The sequence below is a fragment of the Priestia sp. YIM B13551 genome (genome assembly GCF_042787905.1).
Taxonomy (GTDB): domain Bacteria; phylum Bacillota; class Bacilli; order Bacillales; family Bacillaceae_H; genus Priestia.
On record NZ_JBHZOX010000005.1, the window covers coordinates 251,612 to 270,726 of the forward strand.

Annotated in this window: 17 protein-coding genes; 4 read left to right on the plus strand and 13 right to left on the minus strand. The window is 39.3% G+C overall.

Going from position 1 to position 19,115, the window contains the following annotated elements; genetic code table 11:
* Nucleotides 1-21 precede the first annotated feature (21 nt).
* The 5 genes from ACFX4N_RS22965 to ACFX4N_RS22985 all read right to left on the minus strand — a co-directional run bounded on the left by ACFX4N_RS22965 (nt 22) and on the right by ACFX4N_RS22985 (nt 6,556).
* On the minus strand, nt 22-1,155 hold the full coding sequence (locus tag ACFX4N_RS22965; protein ID WP_013059833.1) for an acyl-CoA dehydrogenase: 1,134 nt from the start codon (nt 1,153-1,155) through the stop codon (nt 22-24).
* Nucleotides 1,156-1,166: 11 nt separating this feature from the next.
* Entirely contained in the window at nt 1,167-2,294 is a 1,128-nt protein-coding gene (locus tag ACFX4N_RS22970) for an acyl-CoA dehydrogenase (RefSeq protein ID WP_192100751.1), read from the minus strand.
* 12 nt (nt 2,295-2,306) lie between these two features.
* Nucleotides 2,307-3,161: a 3-hydroxybutyryl-CoA dehydrogenase gene (locus ACFX4N_RS22975; protein ID WP_013059835.1), complete on the minus strand. Its 855-nt coding sequence runs from the start codon at nt 3,159-3,161 to the stop codon at nt 2,307-2,309.
* Nucleotides 3,162-3,176: 15 nt separating this feature from the next.
* Nucleotides 3,177-4,340, minus strand: coding sequence for an acetyl-CoA C-acetyltransferase (locus tag ACFX4N_RS22980; protein WP_098547069.1), 1,164 nt, complete (start codon nt 4,338-4,340; stop codon nt 3,177-3,179).
* A 104-nt stretch (nt 4,341-4,444) separates the two neighbouring features.
* On the minus strand, nt 4,445-6,556 hold the full coding sequence (locus ACFX4N_RS22985) for a (Fe-S)-binding protein (RefSeq protein WP_061859836.1): 2,112 nt from the start codon (nt 6,554-6,556) through the stop codon (nt 4,445-4,447).
* 198 nt (nt 6,557-6,754) lie between these two features.
* Between ACFX4N_RS22985 and cls the strand changes: the two genes are divergently transcribed.
* On the plus strand, nt 6,755-7,948 hold the full coding sequence (gene cls / locus ACFX4N_RS22990; protein ID WP_057275273.1) for a cardiolipin synthase: 1,194 nt from the start codon (nt 6,755-6,757) through the stop codon (nt 7,946-7,948).
* 24 nt (nt 7,949-7,972) lie between these two features.
* Complete coding sequence (gene uvsE / locus ACFX4N_RS22995; protein WP_057275272.1) at nt 7,973-8,926, plus strand: UV DNA damage repair endonuclease UvsE; 954 nt, start codon at nt 7,973-7,975, stop codon at nt 8,924-8,926.
* Nucleotides 8,927-8,956: 30 nt separating this feature from the next.
* Here the strand turns inward: uvsE and argS are convergent, their stop codons facing one another.
* The 4 genes from argS to speE form a co-directional block, all read right to left on the minus strand.
* Nucleotides 8,957-10,627, minus strand: a complete 1,671-nt coding sequence (gene argS / locus ACFX4N_RS23000) for an arginine--tRNA ligase (RefSeq protein WP_025601750.1) — start codon at nt 10,625-10,627, stop codon at nt 8,957-8,959.
* Complete coding sequence (locus ACFX4N_RS23005; protein ID WP_014457736.1) at nt 10,624-11,064, minus strand: YwiB family protein; 441 nt, start codon at nt 11,062-11,064, stop codon at nt 10,624-10,626. Before ACFX4N_RS23005 ends, argS begins: the two co-directional genes overlap by 4 nt.
* 187 nt (nt 11,065-11,251) lie before the next feature.
* A complete protein-coding gene (speB, locus tag ACFX4N_RS23010; RefSeq protein ID WP_013059842.1) occupies nt 11,252-12,130 on the minus strand; it encodes an agmatinase in 879 nt (292 codons plus the stop codon).
* Nucleotides 12,131-12,205: 75 nt separating this feature from the next.
* Complete coding sequence (speE, locus tag ACFX4N_RS23015; RefSeq protein ID WP_013059843.1) at nt 12,206-13,033, minus strand: spermidine synthase; 828 nt, start codon at nt 13,031-13,033, stop codon at nt 12,206-12,208.
* Between the two features lie 266 nt (nt 13,034-13,299).
* On the opposite strand from speE, the gene ACFX4N_RS23020 reads away from it, so the two are divergent.
* Nucleotides 13,300-15,366, plus strand: a complete 2,067-nt coding sequence (locus ACFX4N_RS23020) for a transglycosylase domain-containing protein (protein ID WP_013059844.1) — start codon at nt 13,300-13,302, stop codon at nt 15,364-15,366.
* 37 nt (nt 15,367-15,403) lie between these two features.
* Here the strand turns inward: ACFX4N_RS23020 and ACFX4N_RS23025 are convergent, their stop codons facing one another.
* The gene (locus ACFX4N_RS23025; RefSeq protein ID WP_013059845.1) at nt 15,404-15,916 is read right to left on the minus strand and encodes a YwhD family protein; all 513 of its coding nucleotides are present in this window, start codon (nt 15,914-15,916) and stop codon (nt 15,404-15,406) included.
* A gap of 19 nt (nt 15,917-15,935) precedes the next feature.
* A complete protein-coding gene (locus tag ACFX4N_RS23030; protein ID WP_013059846.1) occupies nt 15,936-16,580 on the minus strand; it encodes a site-2 protease family protein in 645 nt (214 codons plus the stop codon).
* Nucleotides 16,581-16,853: 273 nt separating this feature from the next.
* On the opposite strand from ACFX4N_RS23030, the gene ACFX4N_RS23035 reads away from it, so the two are divergent.
* Entirely contained in the window at nt 16,854-17,039 is a 186-nt protein-coding gene (locus tag ACFX4N_RS23035) for a 2-hydroxymuconate tautomerase (protein WP_013059847.1), read from the plus strand.
* Nucleotides 17,040-17,085: 46 nt separating this feature from the next.
* Here the strand turns inward: ACFX4N_RS23035 and ACFX4N_RS23040 are convergent, their stop codons facing one another.
* On the minus strand, nt 17,086-17,595 hold the full coding sequence (locus ACFX4N_RS23040; RefSeq protein WP_013059848.1) for a YwgA family protein: 510 nt from the start codon (nt 17,593-17,595) through the stop codon (nt 17,086-17,088).
* Nucleotides 17,596-17,618: 23 nt separating this feature from the next.
* Nucleotides 17,619-18,926, minus strand: coding sequence for an HD domain-containing protein (locus ACFX4N_RS23045; RefSeq protein ID WP_013059849.1), 1,308 nt, complete (start codon nt 18,924-18,926; stop codon nt 17,619-17,621).
* Between the last annotated feature and the right edge of the window lie 189 nt (nt 18,927-19,115).

Sequence of the window (19,115 nt, forward strand, 5' to 3'; positions counted from 1 at the left end):
ACCTCTCCTACAACAAGTGTTTTATTTAGCAAGATACCTAGAAATGACAAGACGCTGAATCTCTTGTGTCCCTTCATAAATTTGCGTGATTTTTGCATCTCTCATAAAACGTTCTACTGGATAATCTTTTGTATAACCGTACCCTCCAAATACTTGAACAGCTTCTGTCGTTACTTTCATTGCTGTATCCCCAGCATATAATTTTGACATGGCTGATTCTTTGCCATATGGCAGCCCTTGGGACTCCAGCCAAGCAGCTTGATAGGTTAACAGTCTTGCAGCTTCTATACTCGTGGCCATGTCGGCTAGCTTAAAAGCAATTCCTTGCTGAGAAATAATTGGCTTACCAAATTGCTGACGTTCCTTGGCATAAGCTACGGCCGCATCTAACGCCCCTTGAGCAATTCCTACAGCCTGCGCTGCAATGCCATTTCGGCCGCCATCTAGTGTCATCATCGCAACTTTAAATCCTTCTCCTTCATTTCCTAGCAAATTTTCTTTTGGAACACGGCAGTCCTCGAAAATAATTTCTGTGGTAGGTGAAGAGCGAATGCCCAGTTTCTTTTCTTTTTTACCAACTGAAAATCCCGGCATATCTTTTTCAATAATAAAAGCGCTCGTGCGTTTTTCATTGGGGTCGATGCGAGCAAATACAACGTAAATATCCGCTTCGCCGCCGTTTGTAATAAAGATTTTAGAGCCATTTAAAATATAATCTTCTCCGTCCTTTACAGCGAGCGTTCTCATTCCTCCTGCGTCTGATCCAGCACTCGGTTCGGTTAATCCATAAGCACCTATTTTCTCACCCGTTGCCATAGGTTTCAGGTATTTTTGTTTTTGTTCTTCTGTTCCGAATGTATAGATTGGCCAGCCGGCTAGAGAAGTATGAGCCGACAAAGTAACGCCTGTCGATGCACATACTCTAGACAGTTCTTCAACGGCAATGCAATAAGCTAGATAGTCACTGCCAATTCCTCCGTATTGCTCCGGCCATGGAATACCTGTTAATCCTAGATCAGCCATTTGCGTAAAGATTCCTCTGTCAAAACGTTCTTCTTCATCTCGTTGTGCAGCTGTCGGAGCCACTTCGTTTTTGGCAAAGTCCCGCACCATTTTTCGAATCATTTCGTGTTCTTCTGAAAGTTTAAAAAACATGATTATTCCCCCTATAATTGACTGCTAATGACGATGCGCTGAATTTCGCTTGTACCTTCGTAGATTTCGCATACTTTGGCATCGCGAAAATACCTCTCTACTGGATAATCTTTCATATAACCATAACCTCCCAAAACTTGAATCGCATCGATTGCTACATTCATCGCTGTTTGGGAAGCAAATAATTTCGCCATTGAGGCTTCTTTTTTACAAGGAAGTTTTTGATCATATAAAAAAGCGGCTCTATACATTAAAAGCTTCGCTGATTCAACAGCCGTTTCCATATCAGCCAGCTTAAAGGCAATACCCTGCTGAGATAAAATCAGTTTTCCGAATTGATATCGTTCATTTGCATAGTTTTTAGCTGCCGTTAACGCACCTTCAGCAATTCCTACCGCCTGAGCAGCAATACCAATTCTTCCGGCATTTAAATTAGCCATCGCAATTCGAAAGCCTTCACCTTCTTCTCCGAGACGATTTTCTACAGGTACCTGCATATTTTCAAAGTGCAGTTGAACCGTTCGAGAACCGTTAAGACCCATCTTATGTTCATCTTTTCCTACTGAAAATCCCTCCATCGTCTTTTCAACGATAAAAGCGCTCATCCCTCTCGACCCGCGTTCGGGGTTCGTTTTAGCAAATACAATATACGTATCCGCTTCTCCGCCGTTTGTAATGAAAAGCTTTGAGCCATTTAAAAGATAGTGGTCTCCTTTTCGTTCTGCCTTTGTTTTTAAGCTTGCAGCATCAGACCCTGCACTAGGTTCTGTTAAACAAAAAGCACCTAAATATTCACCTGTCGCCAGTTTTTTTACATATTTTTGTTTTTGATCTTCCGTCCCAAATACGACAATAGGATTCGTACCTACAGAAGTATGAACAGACAAAATGACGCCGAGGGCTGGACTTACTTTTGATATTTCGTGGATGGCAATCATGTACGACACAAAGTCCAGTCCGCCCCCTCCGTATGCTTGAGGAACGGGAATGCCCATCAGGCCAAGATCAGCCATCTGCTTTAATAAACCTCGAGGAAATTCACCCTTTTCCATGTTTGGCACAGCCGCAGCGACTTCTTTTTCACTAAAATCAGCTACCATCTTTTTAATCATGTGTTGTTCAGACGTAAAAAAGATCATTTCGCCACTCCTTTATGTTTCGTACGTAAAAAATCCTTTTCCTGTTTTTCGACCAAGCCACCCTGCCTTTACATATTTCCTAAGCAATGGACAAGGACGATATTTGTCATCACCAAACCCTTTATGAAGCGTTTCCATAATAAATAAACATGTATCGAGGCCGATGAAATCTGCTAATGTCAAAGGTCCCATTGGATGGTTCATTCCTAGTTTCATCACTTGATCAATATCCTCTTCGTTTGCTACACCTTCATAGAGCGTAAACACAGCTTCGTTAATCATTGGCATTAAAATTCGATTTGAAACAAACCCTGGAAAATCATGAACTTCCACTGGGGTTTTATTTAATTTTTTCGTTGTTTCATAGACTGCTTGATACACTTCATCGGTAGTAGCCAGCCCTCTAATAATTTCAACGAGTTTCATCACCGGAACAGGATTCATAAAGTGCATGCCAATTACTTTTTCAGGTCGAGTGGTCACAGCTGCAATTTCAGTAATAGGAAGCGAAGACGTGTTGGTTGCTAAAACAGTATGACTCGGGGCTAACGAATCCAACTCCGCAAAAATGGCTTGTTTGACTTCCATCTTTTCCACAACCGCTTCGACAATTAAATCTGCTTTTTGTGCTGCTGTTATTTCATTTGCCAGGTGAAGGCGCTCCATAATTTCTTCATATTCCTTAGCTGAGAGAGAACCTTTTCCCACCTGCTTTTTCAGACGTTTATCAATACCTTCTATTCCTTTTTGTGTATTTTTTTGATCAACGTCATACAAAGAAACTTGATATCCGCTCGCAGCAAATACTTGTGCAATTCCTGCTCCCATCTGACCTGCTCCAATAACCATAACTGTTTCAATATTCAAGTTGGTATCCCCCTTTTACACTTCTACCATGATGGCATCACCTTGGCCGCCGCCGCTGCAAATAGAAGCAATGCCCAGGCCGCCGCCTCGTCGTCTTAATTCATGAATGAGCGTTACAACAATACGGGCACCGCTTGCTCCAATTGGATGTCCAAGTGCTACTGCCCCCCCGTTCACATTTACTTTTTCAGCCGGAAGTCCCGCAATCTCCATACTCATCAACGCTACTGCTGAAAAAGCTTCATTGATTTCAAACAGCGCAATATCGTCTGCTGTTTTATTTGTTTTTTGCAGTAGCTTGTTAATAGCAAACCCAGGCGTTTTCGGAAATTCCCTTGGCTCCATCGCAAGAGAAGTATGGTTTACAATCGTAGCCAACGGCTCATAGCCATTTGCTTTTGCTACATCTTCATCCATTAGCATGAGCGCAGCTGCTCCGTCATTCACGCTAGGTGCATTTCCTGCTGTAATAGTTCCGCTGTGACCAAATACAGGCCGAAGAGACGAGAGTTTTTCTAACGACGTATCTTTTCTTGGTCCTTCATCTTTTTGAACCGTTATCGTTCCTTTTTTAGACGGAATATCAACTGAAATTCTTTCTGCAGTCCATATCCCTTTCTCTTCTGACTCCACCGCTAATTGATGACTGCGAAGGGCCCATTCATCCTGCTTTTCTCGGGAAATATTCATTTCAGAAGCTATTTCATTTCCATACGTACCCATTTGAACTCCTGTAAAGCTGCATGTCAATCCGTCATGAACCATCAAATCCGTCACAACACTATCTCCCATACGGAATCCCCATCTTGCTTTTGGAAGAAGATACGGTGCGTTACTCATCGATTCCATTCCACCTGCAATGATTGTTTTTGCTTCTCCTAATCGAATCAGCTGATCAGCAGTTGTAATGCTGCGCATGCCCGATGCACAAACTTTATTAATGGTTTCCGTCTCTACTTGCCACGGTAAACCTGCATAATGCATGGCTTGCCTAGAAGGCAGTTGTCCTTGGCCCCCTTGCAGCACGCACCCCATAATAACGGAATCAATTTCTGTAAGTCCCTTTGATGCTGCTTGAATCGCTTTCCCGCCTAGTTCTGCCGCTTTTAGTCCACTTACGCTGCCACCTAATTTTCCAAAAGGTGTTCGAACTGCACTCACAATAACTGTTTTCCCCACTATTGTTTCCTCCTCTTTTTCCTAATCTTTGTCCTTCCCGATTGAACGCTTGCTCAATTTCCTTTCTGTAAAAAGTAGAGATGAAGACCATCTCTACTTCTCCTTTATGAAACCTGTTCTTGCGCGTCACCATAAATTGACTTTTCAAGCAGTTCTGCTACGTCATACGTATGAACCTGTTCTTCTACTTCTTTTGCTTTTGTTCCGTCACTTAGCATCGTTAAGCAGTACGGGCAACCTGAACTGATAATGCTTGGGTTAACAGCTAAGGCTTGTTCCGTGCGCGCTACATTAATGCGCTGGCCGGTCGTTTCTTCCGTCCACATTAACCCTCCTCCTGCTCCACAGCACATACCATTTTCACGGTTGCGATCCATTTCAATCAAACGAACACCTGGAATCGCTTTCAAAATTTCTCTTGGTGGACTGTATACTTCGTTATATCTTCCTAAATAACAGGAATCATGGAAGGTAATTTTTTCATTAACCGCGTGTTTTGGTGACAGCTTACCTTCTTTCACCAACATAGCTAATAATTCTGTGTGATGATACACTTCTCCTTCAAAACCGAAATCTGGATATTCATTTTTGAAGATATTGTAAGCATGTGGATCAATCGTAACAATTTTTTTGATTTCATTTTTTTCAAATTCAGCAATATTTTTAGAAGCTAACTCTTGGAATAAAAATTCATTGCCCAACCTGCGCGGCGTATCACCAGAATTTTTTTCTTTATTTCCTAAAATCGCAAATGAAACACCCGCTTCATTGAGAAGCTTTGCAAACGATAGAGCGATTTTTTGGCTGCGGTTATCATAAGATCCCATCGAACCTACCCAGAACAAATACTCAAACGTTTCACCGGCTTTACTTACTTCTTTAACAGTCGGAATGTGAACATCTTCTCTTACATGCCGCCATTCTTCACGCTCTTTTCGGTTTAATCCCCAAGGGTTTCCTTGACGTTCAATATTCGTCATGGCACGCTGAGCATCCGCGTCCATCTTTCCTTCAGTTAATACTAAAAAACGTCGTAAATCTATGATCTTATCTACATGCTCGTTCATTACGGGACATTGATCTTCACAGTTTCGGCACGTTGTACATGCCCAAATTTCTTCTTCTGTAATGACATCTCCGATTAAAGCTGGATTATATTCTGCTGTTGCTGCAGCCTCTGCTCCGCCTTGGCTGGCCGCCATCATCGCCAGCTGATTCCCTTTTGTTTTGGAGAATGCATACGTAGGAACCCAAGGTGCCTTAGATGTCACAACCGCTCCTTTTTCTGTTAAGTGATCGCGCATCTTTAAAATTAAATCCATTGGAGATAAAATTTTCCCTGTACCCGTTGCCGGACACATATTCGTACATCGACCGCATTCTACACAGGCATATAAATCAATAAGCTGATGCTGTGTAAATTCTTCAATCTTTCCAACTCCAAACGTCTCCTGCGTCTCATCTTCAAAATCAATCTTTTCAAGCTTACCTGGCTTAGAAACACGGTTAAAAAATACGTTAGCCGGTCCAGCCAGTAAATGAGCATGTTTTGATTGAGGAACATATACTAAAAACGTCAATAACACGGCTAAGTGAATCCACCATGAAACATAAAAAATGGAAATAGCGGCAACATCATTGATTCCCTTAAACAAGATGGCAATAGATGACGCAATCGGTTCTGTCAATGCTGGTTCATGATTATGCCAGATGATTGACATAGCGTTTCCAACCAGCACTGACAGCATAAGTGCTCCAATAAAAATCAGTACTAAACCAGATTTAAACCCTCTTTTTAAACGCACAAGCTTTTCTACGTAGCGGCGGTGAAAAGCCCAGACAACTGCTACTAAAATCAAAAACGTCACAATTTCTTGAAAAAATGTAAAGCCGGGATATAAAGGTCCAAGCGGCAAATGTTTACCTGGAAGCAAACCTTTTATAATGAAGTCTAACGCGCCGAACTGAACTAAAATAAACCCATAAAAAAACATGACGTGCATAATTCCACTTTTTTTATCTTTTAACAGCTTCTTTTGTCCAAACACGTTCACCCAAATTTTTTGCAGCCTTTCTTTTAACCGCTGATCAAATTCAACTTTTTTTCCTAATTGAATATACTCAATGCGTGTGCGAATTAAATATACAAACAAAGAAACAGCGTAAGCGGTTACAATAATAAAAAAGAGAAAATTCACCCACAGCAACCCTGTCATCTCGTCCCCTCCTTGAATAATTTGTTACCTTTCTTTCCTCCTAACGACTAAATTTTCTGATAATATATCTGTTTTCATTGTATATAATGAATGAGCATTCAGTCAATATCTTTTCTTTCTTTTGTTCATATTCTATTTAAACAAGGTGACACTAAGAACAACATAAAATGTATTTACATCGGGAAAAGAGGTGACATGATGAGCGGCATGGTTGTAATTTTACTTTTTATTATTTTTATTGCTTGGCTTGCAATTGACCTTGGCGTTGGAAAGAAAGTATTTTCTCAGGCTGAAAATACATTTCCAAAGCGCCGTGCTTCTCTTTTTTTGTTCGCAGACGGGAATGTCTTGTATAAAGATTTATTTCACGAAATAGAAAATGCCTCTTCATTTATCCATTTATCGTTTTACATCGTACAAAATGATGAAGTTAGCCAAGATTTTTTAGATTTACTAGTCCAAAAAGCACAGCAAAATATTGAAGTCCGGTTATTGGTAGACCGTGTGGGAAGCTATAAAATCAAGAAAAACAAAATTGCATTCTTAAAAAAACAAGGTGTTCATTTTGCTTACAGTCGAACGCCTCGGTGGCCTTATTTGTTTTATACACTCAACGCACGCAATCACCGTAAAATAGCCGTTATTGATGGGAAAGTTGGCTACATTGGCGGTTTTAATATCGGAAGAGAATATTTAGGACTCGACGCTAAGCTTGGGGTATGGAAAGATTACCACCTGCGTATGGAAGGTCAAGGCATACAAGATCTTCAAATGCAGCTGTTGAGCGACTGGTATGCTGCTACCGGCTTAGACCTGCGTAAAGTGGAAAGATACTTTCCACCAACCTCTGAAGGAGACTATGTCATTCAGCTAAAGTCGACTGAAGGTTTTTCACTTGAAGAAAGCTTTTTATCGATTATCAACCAAGCCAATAGGGAATTGTACATAGGTACTCCTTATTTTATTCCAAGTGAACCTTTGATGAATGCTTTACTGCAAGCTCGTGCACGAGGAGTGCAAGTTCATATTTTAATTCCAATGCGTGCAGATCAACCGCTTGTTCATCATGCTGCGTTTGCCTATCTTCCCACATTACTTCAAGCAGGTTGTATGATTTATCAATATTATTACGGTTTTTACCATGCAAAAGTATTAATTGCAGACAATGTTATCTGCGATGTAGGAACGGCTAATTTTGATAAAAGAAGCTTGTTCTTAAATGCTGAAATCAACTGTTTAATCTATGATGCCACATATATTGAAGAGGTAAAGAATAGCTTTAAAGCTTGTATGGGGGAATGCCCGGTTTTGTCTTTAGAAGATGTGAAAAACCGAAAATGGAGTGAAAAACTCAAGCAAGGATTTGCAACCTTTATTTCTCCGTTACTTTAATGAACGAAAAGAGGAAGATTTATAATGAAAATTAGATTTGGCTATGTCTCACATGCCCTGTCGCTTTGGGACTGCTCACCAGCTAAAACCCTCACCTTTACTAGATGGGCAAAAATGAAAAAAGACGAGAGGCTGGATAAGCTTCATCACGTTACAAAACAAAATTTGAATCATACTAAGCGTGCTTTGCATTTTAATATTGCGCATGAAATTATGCTGTATCGATTGTCATCTTCTCTTGTCCCTTTAGCTACTCATCCTGAAGTAGACTGGAATTACATTGATGCGTTCCAAGACGACTGGTCAGAGATAGGAGAATTGATACGGAATCACCAGCTGCGCGTGAGTTTTCACCCCAATCAATTCACATTATTTACAAGCGATAAAAAACACATTACTGAAAATGCGGTAAAAGATATGGATTATCACTATAGAATGATTGAAGCGATGGGAGTATCAGGTCAAGCTCTTATTAATATTCATGTAGGAGGAGCCTATGGCAATAAAGAAAAGGCGATCGGTCGATTTCATGAAAACATTCAAACGCTGCCACCTGTCATTAAAAAGCGCATGACTCTTGAAAATGATGATAAAACATACACAACTGAAGAAACATTAGCTGTATGCGAAAAAGAGAAAGTCCCTCTCCTCTTTGATTATCACCACCACAAAGCAAATGAAGGAGAGGAACCTCTTGAGCTATTGCTCCCTCGTATCTTTGACACGTGGAAACATATCGGGTTAAAACCAAAAGTACATATCTCTTCTCCTAAATCTGAAAAAGAATTTAGAAGTCACTCTGATTATGTCTCAACTGATTTTATCGCACCTTTTTTGCAAATGGCTAAAGATATCGGACAAGATTTTGACGTAATGATTGAAGCAAAGTTAAAAGATAAAGCGCTGCTAAAATTAGTGGAAGATTTAGCATCAATGAGAGGAGTAAAGCGTACGGAAGGTGCCACACTTGTTTTTTAAATAAAAAAGAGCCAAGAGGCTCTTTTTTTGTTACATTTTTTCAGGTGCTGAAACACCAATTAGTTTTAAGGAGTTTTGAAGCGTTACTTGAACAGCTTTCACTAGTTCAATACGCGCTTTACTTGTTTCTACATTATCGCTGTCTAATACTTTTTCTGCATTATAGAAGCTATGGAACGTAGAAGCGAGATCAAACACATAATTCGTAATGCGGTGCGGAATACGTTTTGTTGCTGCTTCCGCTACGGCCTGAGGGAACTCTCCGATTTTCTTCAGCAGTTCCATTTCTTTTTCTGCACTAATTAATGAAAGGTCAGCGCCAGATGTTGATTGAATCCCCATCTCTTCACCTTGACGAAGAATACTGCAAATACGGGCATGAGCATATTGCGCGTAGTATACAGGATTTTCATTAGATTGAGAAACAGCTAAATCTAAATCAAAGTCTAAATGTGTATCCGCACTTCTCATCGCAAAGAAGTAGCGAGTTGCATCAAGGCCTACCTCTTCTACTAGATCACGCATTGTTACTGCTTTACCTGTACGTTTGCTCATCTTCATTTTTTCGCCATTTTGATACAGTTGAACCATTTGAATAATTTCTACTTCCAGCGTATCTTTTTCATAACCAAGCGCTTGAATCGCCGCTTTCATACGAGGAATATATCCATGGTGGTCGGCTCCCCAAATGTTAATTAGCTTATCAAATCCGCGTTGAATTTTGTCTTGGTGATACGCAATATCTGGTGTTAAGTACGTAAATGAACCGTCATTTTTAATTAACACACGGTCTTTATCATCACCAAATGTCGTAGAACGGAACCACGTAGCACCTTCTTCTTCATATACATGGCCTTGTTTTTTCAGCGTTTCAAGTGCAATTGAGATTTTATCATTTTTATAAAGAGACGTTTCAGAATACCATACGTCAAATTTCACACGGAACTGTTCAAGATCACGCTTTAATTTAGCTAACTCATAATCTAACCCGTATTGACGGAAGAATTCAAAACGCTCTTCTTCAGAAGCATTTGCATACTTGTCTCCGTGCTCTTTTGCTAGCTCTTTTCCGATGTTTATAATGTCAGCACCATGATAGCCGTCTGCAGGCATTTCTTTCTCTAAACCAAGAGCCTGCATGTAGCGTGCTTCTACTGAATAAGCCAGGTTATTAATTTGGTTACCAGCATCATTGATATAATATTCACGTGACACATCGTAACCTGCTTTTTCAAGAACATTACATAATGAGTCTCCAACTGCAGCACCGCGGGCATGTCCTAAATGTAAATCCCCTGTCGGATTAGCTGAAACAAACTCAACCTGTACTTTTTGTCCGTTCCCTACGTTTGTTTGACCGTACGCTTCACCAGCTTTTACAATCGTTGGGATAAGCTCTGTTAAATAAGAGTTATTCATATAAAAGTTGATGAATCCAGGGCCTGCAATGTCAATTTTCTCGATAGATGCTTTTGATTTATCGAAGTTTGCTACAAGCTCTTCAGCGATAACACGCGGTGCTTTTTTGGCAATACGAGCTAGCTGCATAGCCATATTGGTAGAATAATCACCATGTGTTTTATCTTTTGGGGTTTCTAATAGAACTTCTGGAAGTTCTGCTTTTTCAGCAAGTCCTGCTTTGACCACAGCATCTTGAATTTCAGCTTTTAATTTTTGCTGCACTTGTTCGACGATGTTCATTTTTTCTCCTCCTTGAATGTAATGGTTAACGCATATTTCCCGGTAGGCTGACCCTGTACTTCTAGATCATACGTTAAAAATAATCGACCCTTTTGAGTCATTTGTTTATATTCAATGTTATGAGCGAATGTTAGTAAATCCATACGTCCATAAGGGCTTATATAAGTTCCTTCGATCTGTACCTTTTTACGAAACGATTGCTTCATTTGAACAGCACCGGTTCGATTAATTGATACTTCATCTTCGCTAATTTTCACCATTGTTCTAATATCTCCGATTTCCTCTTGGCGCTCTGTGTATGTAAGATAAATTTTCGATCCTTTTTCATAATACATACCTTTTGCATTTACCGATGTTGTCTCTTTTCGGTGACCATCGCGGATATCCGTCACAATTTTAACTTCAATGGGTTTCTTGACTTCTGAAGCGTTACTCACAAAAGACACTTCCTTATTAAAATGAATACGTTATAACTTAAATAGTATAAACATTCTAAAGAAAGAATTCAATAATACTTCAAAGGAAATATGATAGATACGCCGAGAATTCACCTTTTTACAGGACGTGACGCATTCACATATTCCAAATAAAAAAGGCAGCCACAGCGGCCGCCTTTTACTTTATTTATTTCTTTTGTACCCAGCCTAAGATCATTTCGCGAATAAGCTTGCTTGCTGTATTAGCTGTTTGTTCAGACGGATCATAAATTGGAGCTACTTCTACTAAATCTCCCCCGACAATGCGAAGATCTGATTTAGCAATTGCGTGAATAGAAGCTAAAAGCTCTTTTGACGTGATACCGCCTGCATCTACTGTTCCTGTACCAGGAGCGTGCGCTGGATCTAATACATCGATATCAATTGTTACATAAACAGGACGACCTGCAAGTGTTGGTAGAATCTCTTTTAACGGCTCTAGAACTTCAAATTTTGAAATATGCATGCCGTTTTCTTTTGCCCATTGAAATTCTTCTTTCATTCCTGAACGAATACCAAATGAATAAACATTCTCCGGTCCGATTAGTTCTGCAACTTTACGAATCGGAGTGGAATGAGAAAGTGGTTCTCCTTCATACTCTTCACGAAGGTCTGTATGAGCATCCATATGGATAATGGCCAAATCCGGGTATTTTTTATACATAGCTTTCATAACAGGCCAAGAAACCAAATGCTCTCCGCCCATGCCTAATGGGAACTTGTCTGCTGCTAAAAGCTGGTCGATATACTCTTCAATCATATTTAAGCTGCGCTGAGGATTCCCAAATGGAAGTGGAATATCTCCTGCATCAAAATATTTTACTTCCTCTAGCTCTCGATCTAAATACGGGCTGTATTCTTCTAATCCAATTGATACTTCACGAATACGAGTTGGGCCAAATCGTGAACCTGGACGATAGCTAACTGTCCAGTCCATTGGCATTCCATAAAGAACCGCTTCACTTTCTTCAAAAACAGGGTGACTGCCGATAAATACATTACCTGAATAAGCTTCATCAAAACGCATATTTTGTTCCTCCTTCATTATTCATAGAAAAGATGCCAGCCTTAAACCTCTGGCATCTCACTTGTATGTGATAACTTATTTAATAAGATCTTGCACAAATTTAGGTAAAGCAAATGCGGCTTTGTGCAATTCTTTTGTGTAATACTTTGTATCAATATCGAAGAAACGATCTTCGCTTACTTCTAATGGATCATGTTTCTTTGACCCCATTGTAAATGTCCATAAACCGCTTGGGTACGTTGGAATATTTGCTACGTATAGACGTGTAATCGGGAAGATTTCTCTTACATCACGCTGAACATTTGAGATAAGTTCTGGCGTAAACCAAGGGTTGTCCGATTGAGCAACAAAGATACCATCTTCTTTAAGTGCTTTTGAGATACCTGCATAGAATCCTTTTGTAAATAAATTTACAGCTGGACCTACTGGCTCTGTTGAATCCACTAAAATGACATCGTATTCGTTCTCGCTTTTAGCGATGTGCATAAATCCGTCATCTACTTGTACATCAACACGAGGATCTTCTAGTTTGCCCGCAATTGAAGGTAAGAATTTTTTTGAGTACTCAATAACTTTTCCATCGATATCAACTAACGTCGCTTTTTTTACGCTTGGGTGTTTTAAGATTTCACGGATTACGCCTCCGTCTCCTCCACCTACAACTAGTACGTTTTCTGGATTTGGATGCGTAAATAACGGTACGTGCGCAACCATTTCATGATAAACGAACTCATCTTTTTCTGTTGTCATTACCATACCGTCAAGTAGGAGCATGTTACCAAACTCTTCTGTTTCAACCATGTCTAATTTTTGAAACTCCGTTTGCTCTGTATGTAAAGTGCGATTAATTTTAGCTGTAATACCAAAGTTCTTTGTTTGCTTTTCTGTGAACCATAATTCCATTTCAAACTCTTCCCTTCTATTTTGAGAATTAACCTATGCATAGATTACCCTAACATAATTTATACAAACATGAAAAAAGTATAGATGAATTCAGCAAAAAAGCAAGTAAAATTTTTAGCAATGGAGGTTTAAAACCACCTTTTCTATTTCATACTGATGATAGATACAAGCTTTAGAATCTACTTGCATCGCTCTTTTAATAGAATTTTGTTGTGTTGAAAACAACATGTACGGTGCATAGTGACACATATTGGTGGTGAATAGAAATGGAAACGGTATTAACCGAACATTTAAAAAAGGCAAGACGCATCTTCCGAATTCTTCTCGTCCTTGGTATATTAGCGGGGGCTTTATTATTGTTTGCCTACATAAGCATCTTTCTCTACGCCAAAATCGCTGGCCCCCCTCCGCTAAACGTTTCTCAAACAGCTGTTTTCTACTCAGCAAACGGTAAAGTTCTTGATGAAGTTCACAATGGACAAAAGCGCTACTGGGTTTCACTTAATCAAATTTCACCTTACGTAAAAGATGCGACTTTAGCCGTTGAAGATAAGCGCTTCTATGAGCATCACGGCTTTGATATGCATCGAATCGCCGGAGCAGTTGTAGCTGATATAAAAGCTATGGGAAAAGTACAGGGTGCGAGTACCATTACTCAGCAGTATGCACGAAACTTGTTTTTAGAGCACGACAAAACGTGGACTAGAAAGCTTCAAGAAGCTCTGTATACGATTCGGTTAGAAATGAATTATAGTAAAGACCAAATTCTAGAAGGCTACATGAATACGATTTACTACGGTCATGGAGCTTATGGAATTGAAGCGGCAGCTAGGCTGTATTTTGATAAGCACGCCAAAAATTTGACGTTAAGTGAAGCGAGTATGTTAGCAGGTATTCCAAAAGGCCCTAGCTACTACTCTCCTCTTATTCATCAAGAAAATGCAAAAAAACGACAAAATATCATTTTATCTCTTATGAAAGAGGATGGAATTATTACAGCCAAGCAAGCAACAAAAGCGCTTGTAACACCTCTAGCATTCGCAAAGCCTGCCGAAAAAGATCCTAATAAAGAAGATGCTTCTTACTTTATGGATGCAGCGCTAGCAGAATTAAAGCAAGATTTAGGCATTGATGAAACCATGATTTACACAAATGGACTTCGCGTTTATACAACGCTGGATGAAAAGATGCAGCGAACGGCAGAAGAAAAAATGAAGGATGTTATCAGCAGCTCTTCAGACGTACAAAGTGCATTTGTTGCGATGAATCCTAAAAATGGACAAGTGAAAGCTCTTATTGGTGGAAGAGATTATGAAAAGAGCCCGTTTAATCGCGCGACTCAAGCAATAAGACAGCCTGGCTCAACGATGAAGCCATTTTTATACTATGCGGCGTTAAAAGATGGTTTTACTGAATCTACTCCAATGAAAAGTGAAGAAACGACGTTCAAATTGGAAGATGGCGTTTCGACATACACGCCTAGTAACTATCACAATTATTATGCAGATGCTCCTATTACAATGGCTCAAGCCATCGCACTTTCAGATAATATTTATGCCGTAAAAACGCATTTGTTCATTGGGGAAAACCGCTTGATTGAAACTGCTAAAACACTTGGAATATCATCACCTTTAAAGAAAGTTCCATCTTTAGCTCTTGGAACTTCGCCTGTCAAAGTCATTGATATGGTTAATGCGTACGGCATCTTTGCTAATGGCGGAAAAGAAATTCGTCCAACATTTATTAAACGAATTGAAACCCATGACGGAGAAGTTGTTTATCAAGCTCCTTCCGAACAGAAACAAGTCATTGATAAGCGCTATGCTTTTCTTACTACCCATTTAATGACAGGCATGTTTAATCAAAAGCTAAATGGCTATACAACCGTCACAGGAAAGCCTATTTCTAAATATGTATCTCGTCCTTACGCGGGAAAATCCGGCACAACCTCTACGGACAGCTGGATGATTGGCTACTCTCCTCAGCTCGTTTCAGGCGTTTGGGTTGGATATGATCAAGGAAGGACAATGGATGATGTAGCTGAAAAAGGATACGCAAAAAAAATGTGGGCATTATTTATGGAAGATGCTTTAAAAGGGAAGAAAAAAGAAAAGTTTAAAGCACCAAACGGATTAATGAGCGTAAACATTAATCCTCAAAATGGAAAGTTAGCATCCAAATCATGCCCTGTTCAATATAAAGCTTATTATTTAACTGGAACACAGCCAAAAACATATTGTACTGATCACATCGATCATGCAGCAAAAACGAAGAAAAAAGAGCGTGAAAAAGAAGATAAAAAGTTTCACTGGTTACCCAAATGGTTTGATTAAAAAAAGCTTAAGGCCAAGGCCTTAAGCTTTTTTAGCATTACGATGTTTGAAGCGCTTCTTTTAAGTCATCATTAGATAACGTCCAAATTTCTTCATTATGAGACTTCAAAAACTCACGAAGCAAATCCTTAGACTTGCTATCCATTTCTTCCACCATAATGCGTCGTTTTAAGGATTTATCCATTTTGTTTACATGTTCAGGAAGTGACTTATAGCCGCGGCGTATTTCACGATCAACGGTCATTTCACATGCTGTCATACCTGCGTAGTAAGGTCCTTCTTGCTTGCGATCAATTGTTACCCACACAAGCCAATATAACTTGCCGTTTGGCACCTCGTCTTTATTCGGTAAGAACTTAATTCCTTTTTCCACTACACTTCTTGCATGCATCGCACCGATATCCACAAATACTTCTTCGTCGCTCGGACAAACAAAAACTGGTGAAATGTTTTCTAAACTTAACGCTCCAACCCCGTAACCGCCGTGGCCGTCGGTTGAATCGTCTTTTATGATATTAAATCCTATACTTTTCTTTTTTGACTGAGTCATAGTAAGCCTCCTCTATTCATTAAATCAGTGGTGCTAATATCTGCTGAAAGATATTCATAACAAACATTGCTGCTCCGTTTAGAAGCGGCCAGATCACAATTCGATCCAGAGGTGTAATCACAAGAATCAAAAATACAAAAATGCCCCAAGACTCATACTGCGTCATTTTGGCTCGCGTGGACGGCGGAACGAGATCTTCAATCACGCGGTAGCCGTCTAAAGGCGGAAAAGGCAACAAGTTAAATACACCTAGCGTTAGGTTTATTTGAATAAATAATGTAACAAAACGATAAAGCGCATCATTGTCCACTGCGGCGTTATTCATCAAATAATAAATAAGCAAGCCGATAAATGCCAACACCAAGTTGCTAAACGGTCCCGCTATCGATACTAGAATACCAGCTAAACGTGGCTTTTTAAAGAAATAGCGATTAACAGGAACCGGCTTCGCCCACCCAAAACCTGCGATGATTAACAAAAGCGTTCCAAATGGATCTAAATGAGCCAGCGGAGAAAGCGTTAGCCTTCCTTGCTTTTTAGCTGTGTGGTCTCCAAATAAATAAGCTACATACGCATGTGCAAACTCATGCAGCGTGAATGCAACAATAAGCGTCATTACCACGTAAGGAAGGTCTTGCAATGAAAAAGCTAAAAAATGTTCCACTCTTTATCTCCTTTATTTTAAAATAATTTCTACCTATCACATCTACTAGATGAATCTTTTTTTGCGGTAAGAAAGATACAAGGTTTCTTCAAATATGCCCTAAAAGTTCTCAAAGACCAGCGATGTGCTTCCTTTAGGCACACCTGTTTTTTATATCGATGTTATTATAAAAGTATACTACAGATTATGGCCTCCATCACTATCTCATACTGTCATTTTATTCAGAAAACGGGTACACTAATCATATAATGATCAAAAAGGAGTGTACACATTATGCCAGTTGTAACTGTTAAAATGCTTGAGGGCCGTACAGATGATCAAAAAAGAGCTCTTGTTGAAAAAGTAACGGATGCTGTTGTTGAAACAACAGGTGCAGCACCTGAAAAAGTATCCATTATCATCGAAGAAATGTCTAAAAACCATTACGCTGTAGCGGGCAAACGCATGAGCGATCAATAACGCCTACATAAAAAAGATGCCATAGGAATGAACCTATGGCATTTTTTTAATGGACAGACAGCGTTGCCTGAAGTTTTTCAATATATTTGTATGCTTCTGAAATGTCTTCTTCTGTATAGTTTTGCTTACGCTTTAACGTAAACACTTTCTCTTTTACTTCTTCTTTCGGTAAATTATCGAAATATAAAATCGTAGAGACAAGCTCCAAAAATTTCGAGCTTTGTTCGTTCATATCCTTCATACATTCCTGCAAGTGAGGAAGTTCTAAGTCATAGTGGCTTAGAAATCCTTCCCCCGCTTCTGTTAATACGTAGCGATACTGCATATACCCGCCTTTTTTCTCTTTAATTTCACTTAAAAAGCCTAAGTTACACAGCTCTTCAATTCGAAGCGTTAATTCCTCAGAATAAGGTCCAAAAAAGTGAAAATTATACTTTTCATAAAAAGGAAACTTCAGCTTTTTTCCGATAAATATCATCTTTTGTAACTTTTTTCTGCCAACAACTTCTCCCGCCGCGGAAAATACTTTCACAATCTTTGCGTGATCGTTTAACACAGCCCCTTCAACTCCTATACTATTTAACTCTGATCTCCTTTTAGTAAGTTTATAATCTGATCTTTAACTTTTCGCTTAGACGACAATTGATCAATGAGATCTTGTGGAAAATATAATTTATGATCGGTTCTCTTTTTCCCTGAAATTGCTTCAACAATCTCCGACTGACGTGATAATTCACGCACTTCATTATTTGGCATCAACAGATGAATCGGCAAACGCTCTTCCTCTTCACCCGGTCGATAAAAATCGTATGGTAAGTCGCTTGAAGAATCGACGACTAAATAATAATCTGGATTAATGCCCGCTTTTTTAAATAATGTTGTAAGCTCCATCCACATCTTCATTTGTGAATTCGGATTAAACTCAATGTATTTAAAAAGCTGACGATTCATAAATCTTCGGCATAGATCAGATAAAATTTCATCCTCTTCTTCTTCCCACGCTTGAAAATAAAATAAAATAACAGATTCATCTAATTTCAAATACTCTTTTAGCGATATTTCTTCTTCAAAAATCGAATAAAAATGAGTTGGCTCCTGCTTAAACTCATAGTAATGATGATGGAGCTCTTTTGCACGATGTAAAATTTTTGTCAAAATCACTTCAGCACTTCTCGTAACAGGATGAAAATACACTTGCCAGTACATTTGATAGCGGCTCATAATATAATCTTCAACCGCATGCATACCGCTGTGTTTAATCACGGCTTGGTCTTCCCGAGGGCGCATAACACGCAGAATTCGCTCCATATCAAAATGACCGTAGCTTACTCCTGTGTAATACGCATCACGCTGCAAATAATCCATGCGATCTGCATCAATTTGACTGGAAATCAAACTAACGACAAGCTTATTTTCATATGTTTTCGCAATTACTTCAGCCACTTTTTTAGGAAAATCCTTTCCTACTTTCGTTAACACTTGATTTACCTCTGTGTCACCTACGATAATGGCTTGTGTAAATTCTTCATGGTCTAAGTGGAAAACCTTCTCAAACGAATGTGAAAACGGACCGTGACCTAAATCGTGCAGTAAAGCAGCACAAAGACAAAGAAGACGCTCATCTTCATTCCATTCAGGGCGTCCTTGAAAACCGTCATCAATAATACGGCGCACAATTTCATAAACACCTAAGGAATGACTAAAACGGCTGTGCTCAGCCCCATGAAACGTTAAGTATGTCGTTCCTAGCTGTCTAATACGACGCAGCCTTTGAAATTCGGCTGTCCCAATTAGCTCCCAAATAACACGATCTCTTACATGGATATAGCGGTGAACAGGATCTTTAAATACTTTTTCTTCACTGAGTTTTTCATTAGGATATGTCATTTACATACCTCTCTATCTTCACTTTGTTGTTGCTATAATTTTTCGACACTCACTTCCTATTTTCCTATTCAGAATAAAAAATCACCTTGTCAAGCAACCAAGGTGATTTACCTAACAAACAAGGCGATTCTGTTTGTAAGAAGCTCGTTCGACAAATAAGTAGCAGAAAAGCAGCTATTTATTGTTTCA